The sequence below is a fragment of the Flavobacterium sp. H122 genome (genome assembly GCF_004959765.1).
Lineage (GTDB): Bacteria > Bacteroidota > Bacteroidia > Flavobacteriales > Flavobacteriaceae > Flavobacterium.
This window is the reverse complement of the sequence record NZ_SJZD01000007.1, coordinates 136811-159691: the sequence shown is the minus strand read 5'-3', so window position 1 is coordinate 159691 and position 22881 is coordinate 136811. Positions and strand designations below refer to the sequence as shown.

Genomic DNA, 22881 nt, shown 5'->3' with positions numbered 1-22881 from the left:
TAGCTTAAATTTTAAAACTATGAGCAATCAAAACCCACAACAGGAAGGACAAATCAATATTGAATTAGATGAAGCTGTTGCAGAAGGAATCTATTCTAATCTGGCTATTATAAATCACTCTAATACAGAGTTTGTTGTAGATTTTATCAATATCATGCCGGGAGTTCCTAAGGCAAAAGTGAAATCAAGAATTATTTTAACACCGCAGCACGCGAAACGGTTAGTACAGGCTTTGGCTGATAATATTCACCGTTTTGAAAGTGCCCACGGAGAAATTAAAGAAAGTGAGCAGCCACAAATTCCTTTGAATTTCGGTCCAACAGGACAGGCGTAAATAACAAAAGCGACCACTTGGTCGCTTTTTGATTTATAGGCTGGAGCCTGTGCTGAGCATCGTCGAAGCATCGAAGCTTACTCAAACTCTGATGTAAAGAACAACTTTACACTCGGGTATTTGCTTTGTGTCATCTGAATTGAAAAGTCAGAATCCGCTAAGAAAACCAATTGGCCATATTTATCTTTTGCTAAAAATTTTTGTTTGATACGTTTAAATTCTGCAAATTCTTCATTTTTAGGATCTTCTGGTTTTACCCAACACGCTTTATAGGCAGGGAAATTTTCATACGTACATTTTGCGCCGTATTCGTGCTCTAAACGATATTGAATTACTTCGTACTGAAGTGCTCCAACTGTACCAATAACTTTTCTGTTGTTCATTTCCAGTGTAAACAACTGAGCCACACCTTCATCCATTAATTGATCCACACCTTTTTCCAATTGCTTGGCTTTAAGAGGGTCAGCATTATTGATGTATCTGAAATGTTCCGGAGAGAAACTCGGAATTCCTTTGAAGCTCATTTGTTCGCCTTCTGTTAAGGTATCTCCAATTTTAAAGTTTCCTGTATCATGTAATCCAACAATATCACCAGGGTAGGAAATGTCAACGATTTCTTTTTTCTCTGCGAAAAAGGCATTCGGACTCGAGAATTTCAAATTCTTTCCTTGCCGTACATGTAAATACGGTTTGTTTCTTTCGAAAGTTCCCGATACAATTTTAACGAAAGCCAAACGGTCCCTGTGTTTCGGATCCATGTTGGCGTGAATTTTAAAGACAAACCCGGAAAATTTATTTTCATCCGGTTTTACTTCCCTTGTATCAGAATCTTTCGGTCTTGGTGTTGGTGCAATTTCTACGAAACAATCCAATAACTCACGTACTCCAAAGTTATTCAATGCAGAACCAAAGAAAACGGGTTGTAAATTACCTGCTAAATATGCTTCTCTGTCAAACGGAGGGTACACTTCGCTGATTAACTCTAATTCTTCTCTAAGTTTAGCCGCCGGTTTTTCGCCAATAATTTTTTCAAGCTGCGGATTGTTTACGTCTTCAAAAGCAATGGTTTCTTCAATGTTTTTACGACTGTCTCCTTCAAAAATATTGATGTTTTTCTCCCAGATGTTGTAAATCCCTTGAAAATCATAACCCATACCAATAGGAAAACTCAATGGAGTTACATGCAATCCTAATTTTTTCTCCACTTCATCCATCAAATCGAAGGCGTCTTTACCCTCACGGTCTAATTTGTTGATGAAAACAATCATAGGAATATTACGCATACGGCAAACTTCCACTAATTTTTCAGTTTGTTCCTCAACACCTTTAGCTACGTCAACAACTACAATAACACTATCAACAGCTGTCAATGTTCTAAAAGTATCTTCAGCAAAATCCTTGTGACCTGGTGTGTCAAGAATGTTGATTTTTTTGTCTTTATAATTGAATGCCAATACCGAAGTAGCAACAGAAATTCCCCTCTGACGCTCAATTTCCATAAAGTCGGAAGTAGCACCTTTTTTAATTTTATTGCTTTTTACAGCTCCGGCTTCCTGAATTGCACCACCAAATAATAATAACTTCTCAGTCAAAGTTGTTTTACCGGCATCGGGGTGCGATATGATACCGAAAGTTCTTCGGCGTTGTATTTCTTTAATAAAACTCATAATATGTTATAATGGAGTGCAAAAATACTATTTTTCGTTAATAAATTTTTGTTAATACATTATGTATTACTTGTATAATGTACTTGAATTCTTATTTTTGCTATTCTATTATAAAAACCAAAGGAAGAAATGAATCTGAAACATTTTTTTGTTGCCTCTTTTTTAACCGTGTCTGCCGTTTTTCAGGCTCAAAATGCAAATAAAGAAGTTCTTTTTACTATAGATGACAAACCGTATTATACTGATGAGTTTGCCCGTGTGTATAATAAGAACATTGACTTGGTTAAAGATGAATCCCAAAAAGATTTAAATTCCTATTTGGATTTGTTTGTGGCGTATAAATTAAAGATTAACAAAGCAAATAAGTTGGGTCTGCAAAATGGGACTCAGTATCTTAGTGAGTTAAAAACGTACCGTTCGCAATTAGCTAAAAATTATACTTCGGATACCAAAGTGACAAAAGCTTTAATTGATGAAGCTTATGAGAGACTGCAAAAGGAAGTGAAAGCGTCACATATACTTATTCTTTGCGATGAAAATGCTTCTCCTGAAGATACGTTGAAAGCATACAATCAAATATCCGATATCAGAAAAAAGGTATTAGCGGGACAAAAATTTGAAGATATGGCACAGCAGTATTCCCAAGATCCTTCCGCAAAGGAAAACAAAGGCAGCTTAGGCTATTTTTCTGCTTTTAGAATGGTATATCCGTTTGAAACTGCAGCTTTTAAAACAAAAGTAGGAGATATTTCACTGCCTGTCCGTACTAAATTTGGATATCATTTGGTAAAAGTCCTTGATGTCAGAGAAAACCGCGGTGAAGTTACCGTGGCTCATATCATGATTATGAAGCCTCAGTCAAATACTGAAGCAGACATAATAAAAGCAAAAAATGCAATTAATGACATTTATACAAAACTAAAACAGGGAGAAAATTTTGCTGTATTGGCTACGCAATTTTCCGAAGATAAAAATTCAGGCCCAAGAGGCGGGGTTCTGCCGCGTTTTGCATCAGGACAGTTAAGTTCGGAAATTTTTGAAAATAAAGCATTTGCTCTTGTAAATCCCGAAGACTATACTGACCCTTTCGAAAGTCAGTTTGGCTGGCATATTGTAAAGCTTGTTGAAAAACACCCGGTTAAGAAAAAAGAGGAAATGGAGCGCGAACTGGATGCTAAAATCAGAAAAGATGACCGCTCAAAAATCATTGTAAATACTTTGAACGCTAAATTGCGTCAAAAATATCCTGTAAAGCGAAATGAAAAATTGTATGCGGAAATAAAGAAAACGGTTACCGATGGCTATTACAACGGTGAATGGAAAATGCCTGAAAGCAAAAAAGATTTTGATGGCGAACTTTTCAAATTCGAGATAAAATCTGTTTCCGGAACTGCTTTTTTAAACGAATTGAATGCACAGCAAAAATCAAAAATTAAGATTAAGCCTATAGGGAAATTAGTTGACCACGTTTATACTAATTTTGTTGATAACCAACTTAATGTTTACTATAATGATAATTTGGAAAGAGAGTTTTCTGAGTTTGCCAACATAGTAGAGGAATACAGAGACGGATTGTTGCTTTTCGATTTAATGGAAAAAGAAATATGGAACAAGGCAAAACAGGATACTGTTGGTTTGAAAAAATATTATGAAACTAATAAATTGAAATATCAATGGAAAAACAGAGTTGATGTTTTAGTGGTTTCCTCGACTAAAGAAGAATATGTTAAAAAAGCTGAGAAATTATTAAAATCTGATATAACTGCCGATGCTTTAAAAGAAAAGTTAAACACTAAGGAATCGGTTAATATTATGACCAAGCAAGAGGTGGTTGAAGAAGGAACTGATAACAATATAGCATTTAAAAAAGGTCTCTCTAAAGTTTATAAAGACAAAGACTATTTTTATGTCAACAAAGTGATCAGGGTTTTGCCTGCAGGACAAAAAACTCTTGAAGAAACCAAAGGTAAAGTGATTAATGACTATCAGCAGTATTTAGAAGACAATTGGGTGTCTGAATTGAAAAAAGAATTTAAAGTAAATGTAAATAGAGATGTTTTTGAAAGATTAAAAGCATCGATGAAGTAATAAAGCCAATAAAAAATGAGATTGATTCAAAGAGTAAGCATATGCTTAACATTAGTGTTTGCTGTATTTTCTGCAGCGGCACAAAAAACAAAGGTTGATGGGGTTGTAGGAGTTGTGGGAGACTATATAATTCTGGATTCAGACATTGATAAAAGTTTTATCGAATTGAGAAGTCAGGGAGCTGATGTGAAAGAGATTACACGTTGTCAGATGCTGGGGAAACTGCTTGAAGATAAGTTGTATGCGCATCAGGCAATTCAGGACAGTATTGTGGTTACTGATGCCGAAGTAAATTCAAAACTTGACGAACAGGTAGGGTATATGGTAGAGCAATTGGGTTCTATGGATAAAGTGGTGCAGTATTTCAAAAAAACAAATGAGCAGGATTTGAAAAGTGAGCTTTTTGAAATCATTAAAGCCAATAAATTAACTGCAGAAATGCAGAAAAAGATTGTTGATGAAGTTACAATTACACCGGAAGAAGTTCGTGATTTTTACAAAAAAATCCCTAAAGAGGAATTGCCTGTTTTTGGAGCGGAAATGGAAATTGCCCAAATTGTAATTAAACCGGAAGTGTCCAAAGAAGCAAAACAAGCGGTTATTGACCAATTGAAGGCATTCAGGAAAGATATTTTGGAAAACGGAGCAAGTTTCTTTACAAAAGCAGTTTTGTATTCAGAGGATCCCGGATCTAAAAATTCCGGAGGATATTATAAAATGAACAGAAAAACACAGTTTGTGAAAGAATTTAAAGACGTGGCTTTTAGTTTGCAGGAAGGTGAAATTTCCGAGCCTTTTGAAACAGAATTTGGTTTTCATATCATTCAGGTGGATAAAATCAAAGGACAGGATGTTGAACTGCGCCATATAGTAATTGCTCCAAAAGCTTCGACAGATGCGGTGAAAGCAGCAAAAGAAAAAGCTGAAAAAATCAGAAACCGTATTTTAAATAAAGAATTAACTTTTGCTGAGGCAGCCCGTCAGTTTTCTGATGAAAAAGAAACAAAAAACGATGGAGGTGTACTGACGAACCCTAAAACACAGGATACACGTTTCGAGTTGACAAAAATGGATCCATCAATGTATGGTGTGGTAGCTAATTTAAAGGATGGTGAAATTTCATACCCTATAGCAGATGAGGATAGAACCAATGCTAAATTTTTCAAAATAATGACAGTTGCCAACCGTTTTGAAGAACATACGGCAGATTATGCAAAAGATTATCTGCGTTTAAAAGAGCTGGCTCTGAAAGAAAAGCAGTTAAAGGAAATTGCAAAATGGAGTGTGGAAAAAATTAAAGAAACACATATTAAAATCAATGGCGAGTACAGAGATTGTGCTTTTACAAACAATTGGTTGAAGAAATAATTTTTTAATATTTCGAATAAAAGAGTTAGTTTTATCAAAGTATAAACTAACTCTTTTTTGTTTAATAAAAATAAATCTAAAACTTTTTAGTAAAGAAGATTCGTGTAATCTAAAATCTAAAATCTAAAATCTATATTTTATGTCAGACGTTGCGGCTATAGAAAAATTGGTTCAAAAACAAAACGAATTAAAAAAGGAAATAGCAAAAGTGATTGTTGGTCAGGAAGATGTCGTAAACCAAATCATTTTAAGTATTTTTTCCGGAGGACACGCTTTGCTTGTCGGGGTTCCCGGTTTGGCTAAAACTTTAATGGTGAATACTATTTCACAGGCTTTAGGTTTGGATTTTAAACGGATTCAGTTTACGCCTGATTTGATGCCTTCGGATATTCTGGGGAGTGAAATTCTTGATGAAAACCGCAATTTCAAATTCATTAAAGGACCAATCTTTTCAAATATTATTCTGGCTGATGAGATCAACAGGACACCGCCTAAAACCCAGGCAGCTTTGTTGGAGGCGATGCAGGAAAAATCGGTTACTATTGCCGGGCATCATTATAAGCTGGATTTGCCTTTCTTTGTATTGGCTACCCAGAATCCTATAGAGCAGGAAGGAACATATCCGCTTCCGGAAGCGCAGCTGGACCGTTTTATGTTTGCAATCAAGCTTGATTATCCTTCTTTTACAGAGGAAGTTCAGGTGGTAAAAAGTACCACAGCCGATTTTAGTTTCAACATAAATCCGCTTTTTACGGCTCAGGAAATTATCGATTTTCAGCATCTAATCAGAAGAATACCTGTGACTGATAATGTTATCGAATATGCGGTTACTTTAGTTTCGAAAACCCGACCGGAAAACCCTTTGGCTACTGATTTTGTTAAAAATTATATCGATTGGGGAGCTGGACCTCGTGCTTCACAAAATCTAATTTTGGCAGCAAAAACGCATGCGGCTCTAAATGGAAAATTTAGTCCAGATATCGAAGATGTTCAGGCGGTGGCTATAGGAATTTTACGCCATCGTATCATTAAAAATTATAAGGCTGATGCCGAAGGAATTTCGGAGGAAACCATTATCAAGAAGTTGTTTTAATATGAAGAAAGTTTATCTGCTTTTTTTACTTGTCTTTTTTTCTAAAAATTTGGCGCAATCACAATGGCAACCTCTGTCTTCAGCTTATCTGAATACAAACAAACAGCGTTTTGATGATGTCTTTTTTCTTAATGATAATCTGGGCTGGGCTCTTAACGGTGCAGGTGCTTCGGTTTACAAGACTACTGACGGTGGTGTTTCGTGGACTTTGCAGTTGAATGAGGCTATGATAGGTGTTATGCTGGGGATTCCTACGCCAAACTATTATTTTAGAAATATTGAATTCCTGAACGAAAATATCGGATTTGTCGGAACTTTAACAGAGAGTAAGTTTTTTAAAACAACTGATGGAGGCACGTCATGGTCTGAAGTGACTACTATCGGAACAGCGACTAAAGCAGTGTGCGGTCTGGATTGTGTGGGGACTTCTACTGTTTATGGCTGCGGTTCCTATATGAATTTTCCACCTTTTATTATAAAGTCAACTGATTCCGGTGCTACATGGCAGTATATTGATATGTCAGCTTATGCTACAGGATTGGTTGAAATCATGTTTTTGGATGAAAATATTGGATTCGTATCAGGTAGAAAAGGCTCCGGTGGAATTATCCTTAAAACTACCGATGGCGGCGCAACCTGGAATGAAATTTTCAACAGCGGTCTGGCAGGCGAGTATGTATGGAAAATGCAAACGCTCACAGGGAATCCTAATGTTATGTTTGGTTCTATACAGTCAGTTTCGCCGAATTTAGGAAAGTTGATAAAATCTACCGACGGTGGTGTGACCTGGGTTAGTAAAAACGCACCGGAAACCTCTATTCAGGCAGTTGGTTTTGTTGACGAAAATCATGGCTGGATGGGAGGGCATAACACAGGTTTTTATGAAACTTTTGATGCCGGGACTACCTGGACAAACATAAATCTGGGAAGTAATCTCAATAGAATATTCATTATCAGAGATGATTTTGCTTATGCATCCGGGGCAACAATATATAAATTTGCTCCTTCTTTGGGAAATAATCAATTTGAGGAACAGTCTAGAGTTCCTTTGCTGGCGAAAGTCTATCCCAACCCTGTTAAAAATAAACTCAGTCTTGAAGTTGACTTCAAGGATGCAGATCATTTGATTATAGAATTGTATGATGCCCTTGGCAGGAGAATGTGCGAGTTGAAACAGCTGGACGTTGATTATGCCTTGAAAAAAACTTTTGTTTTTGATTTTCCATATCCCTCCGGGACTTATTTTATCGATCTGCATTCCAATTCGGGCAGACAATCTGTAAAAGTGATAAAATAACAAGTGGGATACCCTTTTTTGTGGTAATTCAGTTTATTGTTTTCCAATAATCTTTGATATTCTTGATTGTAGAAAACGCTTAATTGTTTTGCTATTAAGAAATTAAGTATTGAATTAAATATTACATTCTATGACTTTTACAATATTTAAAAAGCTTAATGTCTTAATGGTTCAATTACGGATGTTGTTCAAAGTCTGGCATGATAAAGCACATTAAATCTTAAAAAATGGATAAGACGGATCGCTGTTTTTTTATTGGGTTGGGATGCTTGTCTTCATTGTAAATATTTCAATTTTAAATACCGAATTTTTATAATTTGATAATAAATTTTTTAATTTTTAAGAATTATTAAATTTATGATGTTTTTTTGTGTTTTTGTTGAAAAATTTATACTAAAATAGAATGTTTATAAATAATATTCCTTCGAAATTAATGAAATGCTAAATATTTTTTAATTTGATTCGGTTTGATTAAATTTGTGCGACTTATTAAAAAACAATTACATAATTTATTCAAATAGTATTGAAGATGAATATTTACAGCGATTATATCAAAGAAATTGAAGAGCGTAAAGGTCAAGGACTTCACCCTAAACCAATTGATGGGGCTGAATTGTTAAGTGAGATTATCGCTCAAATTAAAGATGTTGCTAATGCAAATCGTGAAGATTCTTTAAAATTCTTCATTTATAATACATTACCTGGAACAACGCCTGCGGCGGGTGTGAAAGCGGCATTCTTAAAAGAAATTATTTTAGGTGAAGCTACAGTAGCTGAAATCAGGCCAGCTTTTGCTTTCGAATTATTATCACACATGAAAGGTGGGCCGTCAATCATTGCATTGTTGGACTTGGCTTTAGGAAACGACGAAGCGATTGCAAAACAAGCGGCTGAGGTATTAAAAACGCAAGTGTACTTGTACGATGCCGATATGGATCGTTTGAAAGCAGCATATGAAGGTGGCAACACTGTGGCAAAAGAAATCTTAGAAAGCTATGCAAAAGCAGAATTCTTTACCAAATTGCCTGAAGTTGCTGAAGAAATCAAAGTAGTAACTTTCATCGCTGGTGAAGGTGATATTTCAACCGACTTATTATCTCCGGGTAACCAAGCACACTCGCGCTCGGATCGTGAATTACACGGATTGTGTATGATCACACCTCAAGCACAACAAGAAATCAAAGCATTGCAAGCACAACATCCTGATGCAAGTGTAATGTTAATTGCCGAAAAAGGTACAATGGGTGTAGGTTCTTCTCGTATGTCAGGGGTGAACAACGTAGCATTGTGGACAGGAAAACAGGCAAGTCCTTATGTTCCTTTCGTAAACATCGCGCCAATTGTGGGTGGTACAAACGGTATTTCACCAATTTTCTTAACGACGGTTGATGTAACTGGTGGTATTGGAATTGACCTTAAAAACTGGGTAAAGAAAACAGATGCTAACGGAGAAGTAGTTCGTGATGAAAACGGGGAACCGGTTTTAGAGCAAAAATACTCTGTAGCAACGGGTACGGTTTTGACTATCAATACAAAATCAAAAAAATTATACAATGGTGATCAGGAGTTAATCGATATCTCAAGATCATTCACGCCACAAAAAATGGAGTTTATCAAAGCAGGTGGTTCTTATGCTATCGTTTTTGGTAAAAAACTACAAACGTTTGCGGCTAAAACATTAGGAATCGATGCACCTTTAGTTTATGCGCCATCCAAAGAAATTCACAACGAAGGTCAAGGTTTAACGGCTGTAGAGAAAATCTTCAACCGTAATGCGGTAGGTACGATTTCTAAAAAAGTATTACACGCAGGTTCTGACGTTCGTGTAACGGTAAACATTGTAGGTTCTCAGGATACTACAGGTTTAATGACGGCACAGGAATTAGAGTCTATGGCAGCGACTACGATTTCTCCAATCGTGGATGGAGCTTACCAATCAGGATGTCACACGGCTTCGGTTTGGGATAAAAAAGCACAAACAAACATCCCGAAATTAATGCAGTTCATGAACGATTTCGGATTGATCACAGCACGTGACCCTAAAGGGGTGTATCACTCAATGACAGACGTTATTCATAAAGTATTGAACGATATTACAGTAGATGATAGAGCGATCATTATTGGTGGTGACTCACATACGCGTATGTCAAAAGGTGTGGCGTTCGGTGCCGACTCAGGTACGGTGGCACTTGCATTGGCTACTGGTGAAGCTTCAATGCCAATTCCAGAATCGGTTAAAGTAACTTTCAAAGGTGAAATGAAATCGTATATGGATTTCCGTGATGTAGTACACGCAACGCAAGCGCAAATGTTACACCAGTTTGGTGGTGAAAACGTGTTCCAGGGAAGAATCATCGAAGTGCATATTGGTACATTAACAGCAGATCAAGCGTTTACATTCACGGATTGGACAGCTGAAATGAAAGCAAAAGCATCAATCTGTATTTCAGAAGATGAAACCTTAATCGAATCATTGGAAATTGCAAAAGGCAGAATCCAAATCATGATCGATAAAGGCATGGACAATACTAAAAAAGTATTACAAGGATTAATTGACAAAGCAAACAAACGTATTGCTGAAATCCGTTCAGGTGAAGAGCCAGCGTTACGTCCGGATGCGAACGCAAAATACTATGCTGAGGTGGTTGTAGATCTTGATGTAATTGCGGAACCAATGATTGCTGATCCGGATGTAAACAATGCCGATGTTTCTAAACGTTATACGCACGATACCATCCGTCCGTTGTCTTTCTACGGAGGAACTAAAAAAGTAGATTTAGGATTTATCGGTTCGTGTATGGTGCACAAAGGTGATATGAAAATCTTGGCACAAATGCTTAAAAATGTGGAAGCACAAAAAGGAGAAGTGAAATTCAACGCTCCATTGGTGGTGGCTCCTCCAACGTACAACATCGTTGATGAGTTGAAAGCAGAAGGTGACTGGGAAGTATTACAGAAATACTCAGGTTTCGAGTTTGACGATAACGCACCAAAAGGCGCAGCACGTACCGAATACGAAAACATGTTGTACTTAGAGCGTCCGGGTTGTAACCTTTGTATGGGTAACCAGGAAAAAGCAGCTAAAGGAGATACGGTTATGGCAACATCAACCCGTTTATTCCAAGGTCGTGTGGTAGAAGATTCTGCGGAGAAAAAAGGAGAATCATTACTTTCTTCTACACCGGTAGTAGTGTTGTCAACTATTTTGGGTAGAACACCTTCAATTGAAGAGTATACTGAAGCGGTAGAAGGTATCAACTTGACTAAGTTTGCGCCTTCACATAAATTATTAGTGAAATAATAGTTTAGTATAGAAATAAGAAAAACCCGAGTGAAAGCTCGGGTTTTTTGTTGGGTTCTTGTAAGATTTTGGGTATATTTATGATTGTTAAAAATATTGTTAAGTTTATATTGTGTTTAGTCGAATATTATTGAATTAATAAAATTTAACAAATTGAAAATAATAAAAAATGAATATTGATATATTAACTCATTTTGAAGAATCGGCAGGTGTAAATGGAATAACTATTTTCTCTTTAAAAGAAGCAGAAAGAGATGCTTTTTTTGATAAATTACCACAACCTTTTAGGTGTTTATACTTAACAGATGAAGAATTAGATTGGCGGACTAATGAATTTGGAACATCTAGAGCTGAAGAAATAGTCGACAAAATCCCAGACAATCCAACTATCCAATCTGGGGAATTTTCGGAAATTCTATGCTATTATATTATACCTGAGAAATATTTACCTTCCTCACATTTAAGACCACCTAAATGGAAATGGAAAGAGAGCAAAAATAATCCCGCACATTTTACTGATGTTATTCTTTTTTGTCAGAATGATCTTGATAACCCCAGTACTGATGATAGTCTAATATCAATTGAATCAAAAGCAAGAGCTACCAGACCTACAAGTACAGAAAGTTCTCTACAAAAAGCAATTGATGATGCTCATAAAGATTATGTAAGTCGTTTAGGGGAAAGTTTGTTTCATTTAAAAACACGTTATAAAGACGATAGAAACGCAGAAGCTGTAAATAGATTAAATCGTTTCATGGATGTAGCTAATTATCCCACTTTCCTAAAACACTTTAAAGCAATTGCGACGGTTGATGGTTCATTTGCTGATACTCATTTAAATAATGTTACTGAAATTCCTGATGATATCAGGGATACTTTTGAAGTGATACTTATAAGAATTGAAGACTTAAAAGGAGCTTACGAACATACTTACACTCAAATATTAGCGACATGATTTATCAGGAACTTAAAAGGTGGATTGCTCAATCTGAATCATGGCAAGCATTTATAGATTATAATATTGCTAATGAAGAACAGGCAAATTATACTTTCTATAATCGACCTCAAGATTTTTACATCTCGCTTTTAACCAAGCTGCAGGATATTCTTGAACAATTTGAGGAAGAGGAATCAGATGATGTGAAAAAAGGAATACTTTCTATAGCTAAGGGCTTAGAAATATATTCATTAAGAGGGAAAAGAGAAAGTTTTTCTGGTGTAAGCTACAGCCGGAATATGTTATATGTCGCTTCATTGTATTATTTAGCAGATTTTCCTGCAACTTCATTTTTATTACTTAAACAATTTCCACAGGAAGAGTTCCAAACCAATATTGAAAAATTTATTTATTATTTCCTATCAAGGAATTACACAAGAAAACAGGGTTACGAAAATCCTTATTTCGGATATATAATAGAATATTTACGGGAGGGAAACAATGAATCAATCGATACACTTCGAGGTATTTTTGAGAACATACTCTCACCAGATAATCAAATAGAAAGTCATTTATTTGTATTGACTTACATAGCAAAGTCTATCTTAAAAAAATTTTCAACCAATAATCTATGGCATGACTTAACAAAATATGGAGCGGAGATTGATTGGAAAACTTATGTCAGATTTAATATAGGAAAAAATCCTCAGATTTGGAGTTTTTTTCCTTCTCAGCAAACAGCTATAAGAAGTGGTTTATTAACATTTGATAAGGCATTTAGCTTACAGACACCTACTAGCTCAGGAAAAACATCTATCGCTGAATTAGTAATTTTTAATGAGTTATCAAGAGACCCAGAAAGCAAAATACTTTATTTAGCTCCATTTAGAGCTCTCGCATCCGAGTTAAAGAATAATTTAGGAAGGAATCTCACTTCTAGGCTAGGAATAAAAGTTAAGACTATTTATGGTGGTAATATCGTCACGGATTCTGACCGATTAAGTATAGAACAATCCAATGTTTTAATATCAACACCCGAAAAGTTTATGGCAATAGAATTGGGATTGTCTGGAATACTTGATGATTTTCAAACCGTAATTTGTGATGAGGGACATTTAATAGATAATACAACAAGAGGGATTAGTTATGAATTATTACTTTCAAGATTAAAAAATACTGAGGTGGTTGAAAGAAGATTTGTTTTTCTATCTGCAATTATACCTAACATAGAGATAATAAACTCTTGGCTTGGCGGGTCCGATGATGACATCGCGCGATCAAATTATAGACCGACTGAGATAGAATTGGCATTTCTAAATCAGGTTAGTGCAAGTCATTTTAATTTAGAAGTGAATCCTAATGATGAATTACCAACTAAATATATCCTTAATCGTTTTTTATCTTCTAATGATTTTAGTACACCAGATGGTGCTTATAATGTAAATACATTTAAATCTAAAACGGTAGCAGCTGCACTTAAGTCATTAAACTCAGGCGCAGTTGCCATATTTTCTCCAACAAAAGACTATAATCAAGGTGTTGCTGGTATAGCATTAGAAGTATTAAATCAACTATCTACTTCTCTTCCTAAACCTATACAGTTTTGTGATAACGAGGAAATTGCAAAAATTGAAGATTATCTTAATTATATTTTTAGCAATAATTATTTGTTAACTAGGTGCGCTAAAAATGGTTTCTTATTTCATCATGGTGATTTACCACAATTTATAAGAGAGGTAATAGAAAATTCGATAAGAAACGAAAAAGTTAAACTTCTTATTTGCACCAGCACTTTAGCAGAAGGTGTTAATCTTCCGATAAAAACACTTGTAATCAATACTGCCAGAAGATTCGATGGAAATAAGGGATATTTAATGCCTTTGGAAAAAAGGGATTTAAAGAATTTAATTGGAAGGGCAGGTCGAGCCGGAAAAGAAACAAAAGGAACTATAATTGTTGTAAATCCGAATGATCAATCTATACTATCCGATGTGATTGCTGATAGAAACTTGGAAGATGTTAAAGGTTTTTTATACCATGTTGTTGAGGTAATTGAAGCCTTTATAACAAAAAACGCTACCACTTTAAGTAATGAACTTTTAGATAAATTAAAAGAAGCAGATTATATAGACAATTCTATAATACAGTTATTAGCGGAAGATGTACCAGTAGAAAATCTTGAACAGGATATCAATACATTAATTGAAAATACACTGACTTTTTATCAAAGTAATGATGCTTTAAAAACAAGATTAAGAGAACTCTTTGCTTTAAGAGCAGAAAGAGTACGCCCTATTCTTGAAAATGGAACTCTTGATTTAATAAGATACACTGGTATTTCTCTAAGATCTTTTAATAGAATCGAAGAATTAGTTGACTATAGACTAGATTTTCTATCTGATGTAGAGAATCCATTGGATAGTCGGTGGATAGATTTTCTATTCAATATTCTTTATGAAATTGAAGATTTCAGTAATAGTATTCCGTTGAATATATCACGAGAGAAATTTATTGAAGCAATAGCTATATGGATAAAAGGTGGATGGTATCATGATGTCGCACTAGGTTTAAATTCAAATGTTGATAATGCTTTAGTTTTTATAAGATTCTTAGAATATGGATTGCAAAATTCTGCTAGTTCAATAGTAAAATATATTGATTCCAAACGCACAGAGAGCAATAAGGAGACCTCTAATATAATACTGAATTGGACTAACTATTTAGTATATGGGGTAAATAACAGGCTTGAATTGGATTTGACAGAAATTAATATTCCAGACAGAATACTAACTCAAAAAGTGTCTGAGTGGTTTGTTGAGAATAGAATAGAATATGATGGACTAGATGATTTAAGAAGCTTAATTGAAAAATATCAATTTGAAATATTTGAATATTTAGAAGATAAAGTTCCAATTATTTCAATTGATTTGTTTGGAAAATTTGTTAGACGATAAAATGAGTAGTTCTCTTTAGACTGATTGCTTCGCATGTTTTTTTAATTACAAGGTTATTTTTTGTAACTTGTAGGGTTAAAACAAATAACAAACAAACAATAAATAAGTAGTATTATGGCATTTGATATTGAAATGATTGAAAAAGTGTACGCTACTATGGCTTCGCGTGTCGATAAAGCACGGGAGTTGGTTGGCCGTCCGCTTACCTTATCAGAAAAGATTTTATACTCCCATCTTTGGGAAGGAACACCTACACAATCTTTTTCAAGAGGCAAGGATTATGTGGATTTTGCACCGGATAGAGTGGCGTGCCAGGACGCAACTGCACAAATGGCACTATTGCAGTTTATGCATGCGGGAAAAAGTAAAGCAGCCGTTCCTACCACCGTGCACTGTGACCACTTGATTCAGGCGAAAAGCGGTGCTGCCGCTGATTTAGCTGTGGCGAATACACAATCAAAAGAAGTATTTGATTTCCTGTCTTCGGTGTCTAACAAATACGGTATCGGGTTCTGGAAACCAGGCTCGGGAATTATCCACCAAATCGTATTGGAAAATTATGCCTTCCCCGGCGGAATGATGATTGGTACCGATTCGCATACCGTTAACGCGGGCGGATTAGGAATGTTAGCCATTGGGGTTGGTGGTGCCGATGCGGTAGATGTAATGTCGGGCATGTCGTGGGAATTGAAATTCCCTAAATTAATAGGTGTGAAGCTAACCGGAAAATTAAACGGTTGGACAGCGCCAAAAGACGTTATCTTAAAAGTAGCTGATATTCTGACTGTAAAAGGAGGAACAGGCGCTATTGTAGAATATTTCGGGGAAGGAGCCGAGTCGATGTCGTGTACCGGAAAAGGAACGATTTGTAATATGGGTGCCGAAATTGGTGCAACGACGTCAACCTTTGGTTACGATGATTCCATGCGAAGATATTTAGCAGCAACGGGTCGTCAGGATGTGGTAGACGCTGCCGATAAAGTAGCGTCGTACTTAACCGCCGATGCGGAGGTATATGCTAATCCGGCACAGTATTTCGACCAATTAATTGAAATCAACTTATCAGAATTGGAACCACACATCAATGGTCCGTTCACGCCAGACAGAGGAACGCCGGTTTCTAAAATGAAAGCAGAAGCCGAAGCGAACGGTTGGCCTATCAAAGTAGAGTGGGGATTAATCGGTTCGTGTACCAACTCGTCGTATGAGGATATGTCGAGAGCCGCTTCTATTGTAGAGCAGGCGGTGGCTCACGGTATCACGCCAAAAGCTGAATTTGGTATCAATCCGGGTTCGGAGCAAATCCGTTATACCATCGAAAGAGACGGAATTATTGCGACTTTCGAAAAAATGGGTACCAAAGTGTTTACCAATGCCTGCGGACCGTGTATTGGTCAGTGGGATAGAGCAGGAGCCGACAAACAAGAGAAAAATACAATTATTCACTCTTTCAACCGAAATTTTTCTAAAAGAGCAGACGGGAACCCAAATACACATGCTTTTGTAACCTCGCCGGAAATGGTGGCGGCTATTGCAATTTCGGGACGTTTGGATTTCAATCCATTGACAGATACGTTATTGAGCGATAGCGGTCAGGAAGTAAAATTGAATCCACCTAAAGGAGATGAATTGCCAACAAAAGGTTTCGAAGTGGAAGATCCTGGTTTTCAACCGCCAGCAGCCGATGGTTCTTCAGTAGAAGTGTTGGTTTCGCCTACGTCGGATCGTTTGCAGCTTTTAGCGCCATTTGAAGCGTGGGATGGTAAAAACATCACGGGAGCGAAGTTGTTAATCAAAGCGTTTGGAAAATGTACCACCGACCATATTTCGATGGCGGGACCGTGGCTGCGTTACCGTGGACATTTGGACAATATTTCCAACAATATGTTGATTGGTGCTGAAAATGCTTTTAATGGTAAAGCCAACTCGGTTAAAAATCAATTGACAGGAACTTACGATGAGGTGCCGAAAGTCCAAAGAGCGTACAAAGCAGCTGGTATCCCTTCAATCGTGGTGGGTGATCATAACTACGGCGAAGGTTCTTCGCGTGAGCATGCAGCTATGGAGCCTCGTTTCTTAGGTGTAAAGGCGGTATTGGTAAAATCATTTGCACGTATACATGAAACTAATCTAAAAAAGCAAGGTATGTTAGGTTTGACATTTGCTAACGAAGCAGATTATGATAAAATTCAGGAAGACGATACCATCAATTTCTTGGATTTAACTGAATTTGCTCCAGGTAAACCATTAACATTGGAGTTTGTTCATGCAGATGGATCAAAAGATGTTATTATGGCTAATCATACCTATAACGAAAGCCAGATTGGCTGGTTTGTTGCAGGTTCAGCGTTAAATCTGATTGCAGCTGGAAAAGCGTAATTTAATATTTTAGTATATATAAAGCTCCTGTATCTGCAGGAGCTTTTTTAGTTATTTGTTTTTTTTTTTTAGGTGTGTGGCTTTTGTTGTTTTTTGCCACGAATGCACGAATGTTTTTATAATAGGCTAATCGGGAAATACGATTTTAAAAGATAAATAATTCGTGTATTCGTGGCAAATTTTAATAACCATTACTTTTTATTTTTATATTTCTTAACGTCAAAATCAACCGAATATAAATCTTCAATCAGAAGCGTTCCGCTTTTAGACTGACGTGCAAAGTATAGTTTTTTTTCTTTTTGGTGTATAAACGGACAGAATTCAGCCAACTCTGAATTGATTGGTTTTCCTAAATTTACCGGTTCACTCCATTTGCCTTTGTTGTTAAAACTGATGTACAAGTCGATTTCACCATGACCTTTTGGATTGGTCGAGAAATAAATCATATAATCTTCATTAGGCGAAATAAAAGGATTCGATTCTCTTTCTTCGGTATTGATTGGACTGCCTAAGTTCTCAGGTTTTTGATATTCGCCTTTCACCAATCGGGTAATCCAAATGTCTGAATTGCCTTTTTGGGTTTCATTATCTTTCATAAAATAGATGTTACCACTTTTGGTCATCGTAGCAAAAGATTCTGAAGCATCAGTATTAATTGTATTCCCTAAGTGATAGGGTTCGCTCCAGCCGTTTTTTACTTTTTTAACCGCCCAAATGTCAAACCCTTTTCGGTCGGGATGATTTTCTACACTTCTGGTGGATTGAAAAAGCACCGTTTTGCCATCAGGGCTAAAAACAGGATCAATGTCTTTCCAGCTTCCATTTGGATTCGAAAAAGACGCTACAACCGGTTTCATCCATTTGCCATTTCTTTTGTGAGATTCCATAATGATTAAGGTGTCTCTTTTCCCTTTGGATTTTACCCAAAGCGCCGTTTGAGAATCTGGAGAAATAGTCAGCCCGAAAACACCTCCGTCAGAAATGATTCCGGGTTCGAATTTTTGAGGTTCTGATTGCGCTTGTGTATAAGTGAAGAATAAAATGGTAAGTGCCGAGAATAATTTTTTCATAGTAATGACCGTTAGTTTTTTGATTGAATCAAATATATACAGATTGGAATGTAGGTTTTTCTTAATTAACAAATTGTTGTGTTTTTTCTGAATAAAATTTAAGTATATAATTGATATTTAATTGTTTGTGTGTTTTGTGATTTCTTGTTTTGCAAATAAAAATCTTACTTTTTAGCTGTCAATTTCTTAAAAAATGTTAAAACTTAACAAGCCAAACACTTAAAATTCCTATATTGCCGATTGTTAAAAATTTAGCAGTATTTCTTACTGTGTAAAAATTTAATATTTATGAAGCTCCAAAAACTTTTAGCCTTACTTCTTTTTGTAATTTCAAATGTGGTCTTTTCGCAGGAAAAGGTTAATCATACAGTATCAAAAGGAGAATCAGTTTACAGTATTGCTCAAAAATACAATGTAAAACCTTCTGAAATTTTAGCATTGAACCCAAAAGCTAAAAAGACGCTTCAGTTAAATATGGTTTTGCAGGTTCCATCGAGAAATAAAGTTGAAGAGAAAAAGCCAGAAACAGTTGATCATGAAGTTTTGGAAAAAGAAACTTTATACGGACTTTCGAAAAAATACAACACTTCTATTGAAAAAATAAAAGAAGCTAATCCCATTATCGAAACGGAAGGTTTGAAAATAGGGACTAAGCTTGCTATACCTGTTGGTGATGGTAAAACTGTTGCTTCAGTTGACTCAAAAGAGAAAAAAGTGTTGGTAAAAGAGCCAATTGTTCAAAAGGAAGAAATAAAAAAGGAACCTGTAACAGGTGACCATCTTGTGCATGAAGTGCAGACCAAAGAAACTAAATACGGTATTTCAAGAAAATACGGGCTTACTGTCAGTGAATTGGAAGCGCTTAATCCGGAAATAAAAAACGGATTGGCTGTTGGGGTTAAATTATCGGTTAAGAAAGGTGTAGCAAAAGAGATTACTGTTGCGGAAACAACTAAAGATACAAAAGCAGCTGATGCGGCCATTGAAAAAATTATTGAAAAATCTTCGGAAGCTAAGCAGGTAACAGAGAAAAAAACGGAGCAGAAGGAAACCGGAAAATCCGGAAGCCAATTCAAAATAATTGGTAAAGTTGAGTCTGATAAAAACGACGAAGTTGCAGAGGTTAAACCACAGATTGAGGAATCTGACGAAGTGGTGGATGAGGAAGCAGTTCAGGCTGAAGCACCTATTGCCGAAGTAGCGCCCTTATCTCCTGAAAATATGACAAAAGCTGAATTTTTGATTGCCAAAGCATCTGAAAATTTAGGAGCCAGATACCGTAGCGGTGCAACAGGAAACGGAGGTTTTGATTGTTCAGGCTTAATGTTCGCGACTTTTAAAAATATTGAAATGACATTACCGCGCTCATCCCGTGATATGGCAGCAAATGCAGGGATGAGAATCGCGAAGGAGCATGCGCAGAAAGGAGATTTAATCTTTTTTGCAACAAGGGGCAGAGGTGTAAGTCATGTAGGTATGATTACAGAAGTGACTGAAAACGATATTAAATTCATACACTCTTCAACCAGTTCAGGAGTTATCATATCATCCGTAAATGAACCTTATTATTCAAGACGTTTTGTGCAGATTAACAGGGTGTTGAAGGATAAAACAGAAGGGGTAAACTAAAATTATTTTAGGATTACATATTCAAAATTCAATTTTTCCGTTTCACCGTGGTAAGCTACTTCAATTTCACGGGTTTTTACGGCTCCCAGTCGTTCGATTGCTTTTTGTGAACGGATGTTTTCCGCTCCTATATGAAAATATACCTTATCCAGAAATTGAAAAGCGTAATCAAGCATTAGTTTTTTGACCTGCGGATTATAAGTTGAACCCCAGTAGTCTCTTCCGTAAAAAGTATATCCTATCAATATGCTTTTGTCTTCTTTGTTGAGGTCGTAAAAGCGTGTACTGCCTATGACTTTACCTGACTGATTGTCAATTGCTTTAAATGCTCCTCCGGATTGCATGGCGCCATCAAAAAAGTTCTGAAATACTTCTCTTTTGTATCGGTCTTTGTTAGGATGCTGTTCCCAGATTAACGGATCAGATGCGACTTGGTATAATTCTTCAAAATCAGAATCTTTCAAAGGTATTAGGCTTACCAAATCATTTTTTAAAACAGGCTGTAGGTTCATTTAAAATACTTCTGTTGTTTTTACCTGACAGTTTTTAGAAACCCATGTGCTGTCAAACTCAGAGATTTCACGTCTTTCGCCTTTATAAATGTAATATTCTTTTGGAGTGGAAGAATTGCCGGCACTTGGCATTTTGTTGACTATTTTTTCGTCAGGGCAATCTTTAATTAATTGTTTTTTCTCACTGCAGGTTGAGGCGGTTAATAGACTGAAAATTGATAAAATTGTTGATTTGAACATATAAAGAAAATAAAATATTCACAATAAAAAAGTCCGTTTCGGTTATTGAAACGGACTTTGGATAAATAATATAAAATTAGTTAGTTTCATCTTCGATAGAAGCTTCAGGGGCATTCTCTCTCACAGAGTCAATCCCGTTGTCTCTTCCTTGTTCGCTTTCGTACATCTGACTTGAACCAATGATTTGTCCGTTTCCGGCTTTTAAATTGAAATAGAATTTACCATTGCTTGCTGTTTTTTTGTCAAAGTTGGATTCGTCCTGTGAATTCTTTTTAACAGATTCGATTCCGTTGTCACATCCGCCTCTTGCAGCATAACCTTCGCTGGATAGGATTACCTGACCATTTCCGGCTTTTAAATTGAATTGGAACTCACCATTGGTTCTTTTAGAAATTACAAATTTTCCCATAGTTTTAATTGCGTTTTACTTAATTTGTAAGAAAGATAGTAAATTTTTTAAAACGGAAATAAAAAATCCGCCTCATTTTTGAAGCGGATTAATGAAATATGTATTAAATCTAACCGATTAATAATAAGTATAACGTCTTACTTTAGCGATATATTTAGCTAATCTTACAACTTGGTGGCTGTATCCGTACTCGTTATCGTACCATACATACATTACTACGTTTTTGCCATCAGCCGAAACGATTGTAGCATTACTGTCGAAAATTGACGGAGCAGATGATCCAACAATATCAGATGATACTAATTCGTTGTTTAATTCGTATTTGATCTGCTCTACAAGTTTGCCTTCAAGAGCATATTTTTTCATAATACCGTTTAATTCGTCACGTGAAGTTTCTTTTCCTACTTCCAGGTTTAAAACTACCAATGAACCGTTTGGAACCGGTACACGGATAGCATTTGAAGTTAATTTACCGGCTAAGCTTGGTAAAGCTTTGGCAACGGCACTTCCTGCACCTGTTTCTGTAATTACCATGTTTAAAGCTGCAGCTCTGCCGCGACGGTATTTTTTGTGCATGTTGTCAACCAGATTCTGGTCGTTTGTATAAGCGTGGATAGTTTCCAAATGACCTTTAACTACACCTAAAGTTTCCTCGATTGCAGCTAAAACTGGAGTGATGGCATTTGTTGTACATGATGCAGCCGACCAGATTTTAACTTCATCCGGGTTGTATTCTTCATGGTTTACACCGTGAACGATATTTGGAACACCTTTACCAGGAGCTGTTAATAAAACTTTATCAACACCTACCGAAGTTAAGTGACGGCTTAATGCTTCCTCAGTTGTGAAAGCTCCGGTATTATCAATAACTAAAGCGTTATTAATACCGTATTTTGTATAATCAATTTCTTCCGGAGTGTTTGCAGTAATAATGTGAACAGTAGTTCCGTTAACAATTAAAGCGTTGTTTTCAGGATCTGCCTGTACAGAACCTTCAAAATCACCATGTACTGAATCGTAGCGTAATAATGAAGCACGTTTTTCTAATAAAACTGCATCGCTTTTATCGCGCGTAACAATAGCACGTAAACGCAATTGTTGTCCTTTTCCTACTTTAGACATTAATTCTCTTGCCAATAAACGGCCAATACGTCCGAAACCATAAAGAACTACATCTTTTGGTTTGATTTCTTCAGTGTTTTTAGCGTCTTTTAGTTTGTCAATAACAAATGCAGTGGCATCGTTGTATTTGTCGTCTTCTAAATGGTATTCGTAAGTTAATTTACCAATATCCAAACGGGATGGTGGTAAATCCAAGGCCTGAATAGCTCTTAATATTTCAACAGAATCAAAAACATTGATTGGTTTTTGAACGAATTCACCCGCATAATCGTGTAAATTCATGATGTCGCTTACGTTACGGTCTAACAAATGGTTTCTGAATAAAACCATCTCAATTGATTTGTCGTACCATAAATCGCTTACGATTTTAATAAATTCAACAGCAGCTTTTCTTCTGTCAGCTTGAAAAGCCAGTTCTTTTTCATAAGTTGTATTGCTCATTTCTTTGAATAAAAAATTTGACGTTGCAAAAGTATCTATT

General features: G+C 36.1%; 16 protein-coding genes. 10 read left to right on the top strand and 6 right to left on the bottom strand.

What is annotated here, in order from left to right:
- The first annotated feature begins 19 nt into the window (after positions 1-19).
- A complete protein-coding gene (locus EZM65_RS11870) occupies positions 20-334 on the top strand; it encodes a DUF3467 domain-containing protein (RefSeq protein ID WP_136668779.1) in 315 nt (104 codons plus the stop codon).
- Between the two features lie 77 nt (positions 335-411).
- On the opposite strand, the gene EZM65_RS11865 is transcribed toward EZM65_RS11870, so the two are convergent.
- Positions 412-2001, bottom strand: a complete 1590-nt coding sequence (locus tag EZM65_RS11865; protein WP_136668778.1) for a peptide chain release factor 3 — start codon at positions 1999-2001, stop codon at positions 412-414.
- Positions 2002-2130: 129 nt separating this feature from the next.
- Between EZM65_RS11865 and EZM65_RS11860 the strand changes: the two genes are divergently transcribed.
- The 8 genes from EZM65_RS11860 (at position 2131) to EZM65_RS11825 (ending at position 17418) form a co-directional block, all read left to right on the top strand.
- Complete coding sequence (locus EZM65_RS11860) at positions 2131-4089, top strand: peptidylprolyl isomerase (protein ID WP_136668777.1); 1959 nt, start codon at positions 2131-2133, stop codon at positions 4087-4089.
- Positions 4090-4104: 15 nt separating this feature from the next.
- Positions 4105-5457: a peptidylprolyl isomerase gene (locus EZM65_RS11855; protein WP_136668776.1), complete on the top strand. Its 1353-nt coding sequence runs from the start codon at positions 4105-4107 to the stop codon at positions 5455-5457.
- Between the two features lie 139 nt (positions 5458-5596).
- Entirely contained in the window at positions 5597-6550 is a 954-nt protein-coding gene (locus tag EZM65_RS11850; RefSeq protein WP_136668775.1) for a MoxR family ATPase, read from the top strand.
- A gap of 49 nt (positions 6551-6599) precedes the next feature.
- Positions 6600-7847, top strand: coding sequence for a YCF48-related protein (locus tag EZM65_RS11845; protein WP_169051708.1), 1248 nt, complete (start codon positions 6600-6602; stop codon positions 7845-7847).
- 529 nt (positions 7848-8376) lie between these two features.
- Positions 8377-11148 carry a bifunctional aconitate hydratase 2/2-methylisocitrate dehydratase gene (locus tag EZM65_RS11840; protein WP_136668773.1) on the top strand — a complete coding sequence of 924 codons (2772 nt, stop codon included), beginning with the start codon at positions 8377-8379 and terminating at the stop codon, positions 11146-11148.
- Positions 11149-11317: 169 nt separating this feature from the next.
- Positions 11318-12103, top strand: coding sequence for a Hachiman antiphage defense system protein HamA (locus EZM65_RS11835; protein ID WP_136668772.1), 786 nt, complete (start codon positions 11318-11320; stop codon positions 12101-12103).
- A complete protein-coding gene (locus EZM65_RS11830) occupies positions 12100-15039 on the top strand; it encodes a DEAD/DEAH box helicase (RefSeq protein ID WP_136668771.1) in 2940 nt (979 codons plus the stop codon). The genes EZM65_RS11835 and EZM65_RS11830 overlap by 4 nt, the downstream gene beginning before the upstream one ends.
- 114 nt (positions 15040-15153) lie before the next feature.
- Entirely contained in the window at positions 15154-17418 is a 2265-nt protein-coding gene (locus EZM65_RS11825; protein ID WP_136668770.1) for an aconitate hydratase, read from the top strand.
- A gap of 191 nt (positions 17419-17609) precedes the next feature.
- Here EZM65_RS11825 and EZM65_RS11820 read toward each other — a convergent pair whose 3' ends face one another.
- A complete protein-coding gene (locus EZM65_RS11820; protein WP_136668769.1) occupies positions 17610-18488 on the bottom strand; it encodes a PD40 domain-containing protein in 879 nt (292 codons plus the stop codon).
- Positions 18489-18776: 288 nt separating this feature from the next.
- On the opposite strand from EZM65_RS11820, the gene EZM65_RS11815 reads away from it, so the two are divergent.
- On the top strand, positions 18777-20117 hold the full coding sequence (locus EZM65_RS11815; RefSeq protein WP_136668768.1) for a peptidoglycan endopeptidase: 1341 nt from the start codon (positions 18777-18779) through the stop codon (positions 20115-20117).
- A 2-nt stretch (positions 20118-20119) separates the two neighbouring features.
- Here the strand turns inward: EZM65_RS11815 and EZM65_RS11810 are convergent, their stop codons facing one another.
- From EZM65_RS11810 to EZM65_RS11795, 4 genes are all read right to left on the bottom strand, one after another.
- Positions 20120-20629 (bottom strand): GNAT family N-acetyltransferase, encoded by a 510-nt coding sequence (locus EZM65_RS11810; RefSeq protein WP_136668767.1) that lies wholly within the window; start codon positions 20627-20629, stop codon positions 20120-20122.
- Positions 20630-20869: a hypothetical protein gene (locus EZM65_RS11805; protein WP_136668766.1), complete on the bottom strand. Its 240-nt coding sequence runs from the start codon at positions 20867-20869 to the stop codon at positions 20630-20632.
- A 76-nt stretch (positions 20870-20945) separates the two neighbouring features.
- Complete coding sequence (locus EZM65_RS11800; protein WP_136668765.1) at positions 20946-21278, bottom strand: YegP family protein; 333 nt, start codon at positions 21276-21278, stop codon at positions 20946-20948.
- 117 nt (positions 21279-21395) lie between these two features.
- Entirely contained in the window at positions 21396-22841 is a 1446-nt protein-coding gene (locus EZM65_RS11795; protein WP_136668764.1) for a glyceraldehyde-3-phosphate dehydrogenase, read from the bottom strand.
- Between the last annotated feature and the right edge of the window lie 40 nt (positions 22842-22881).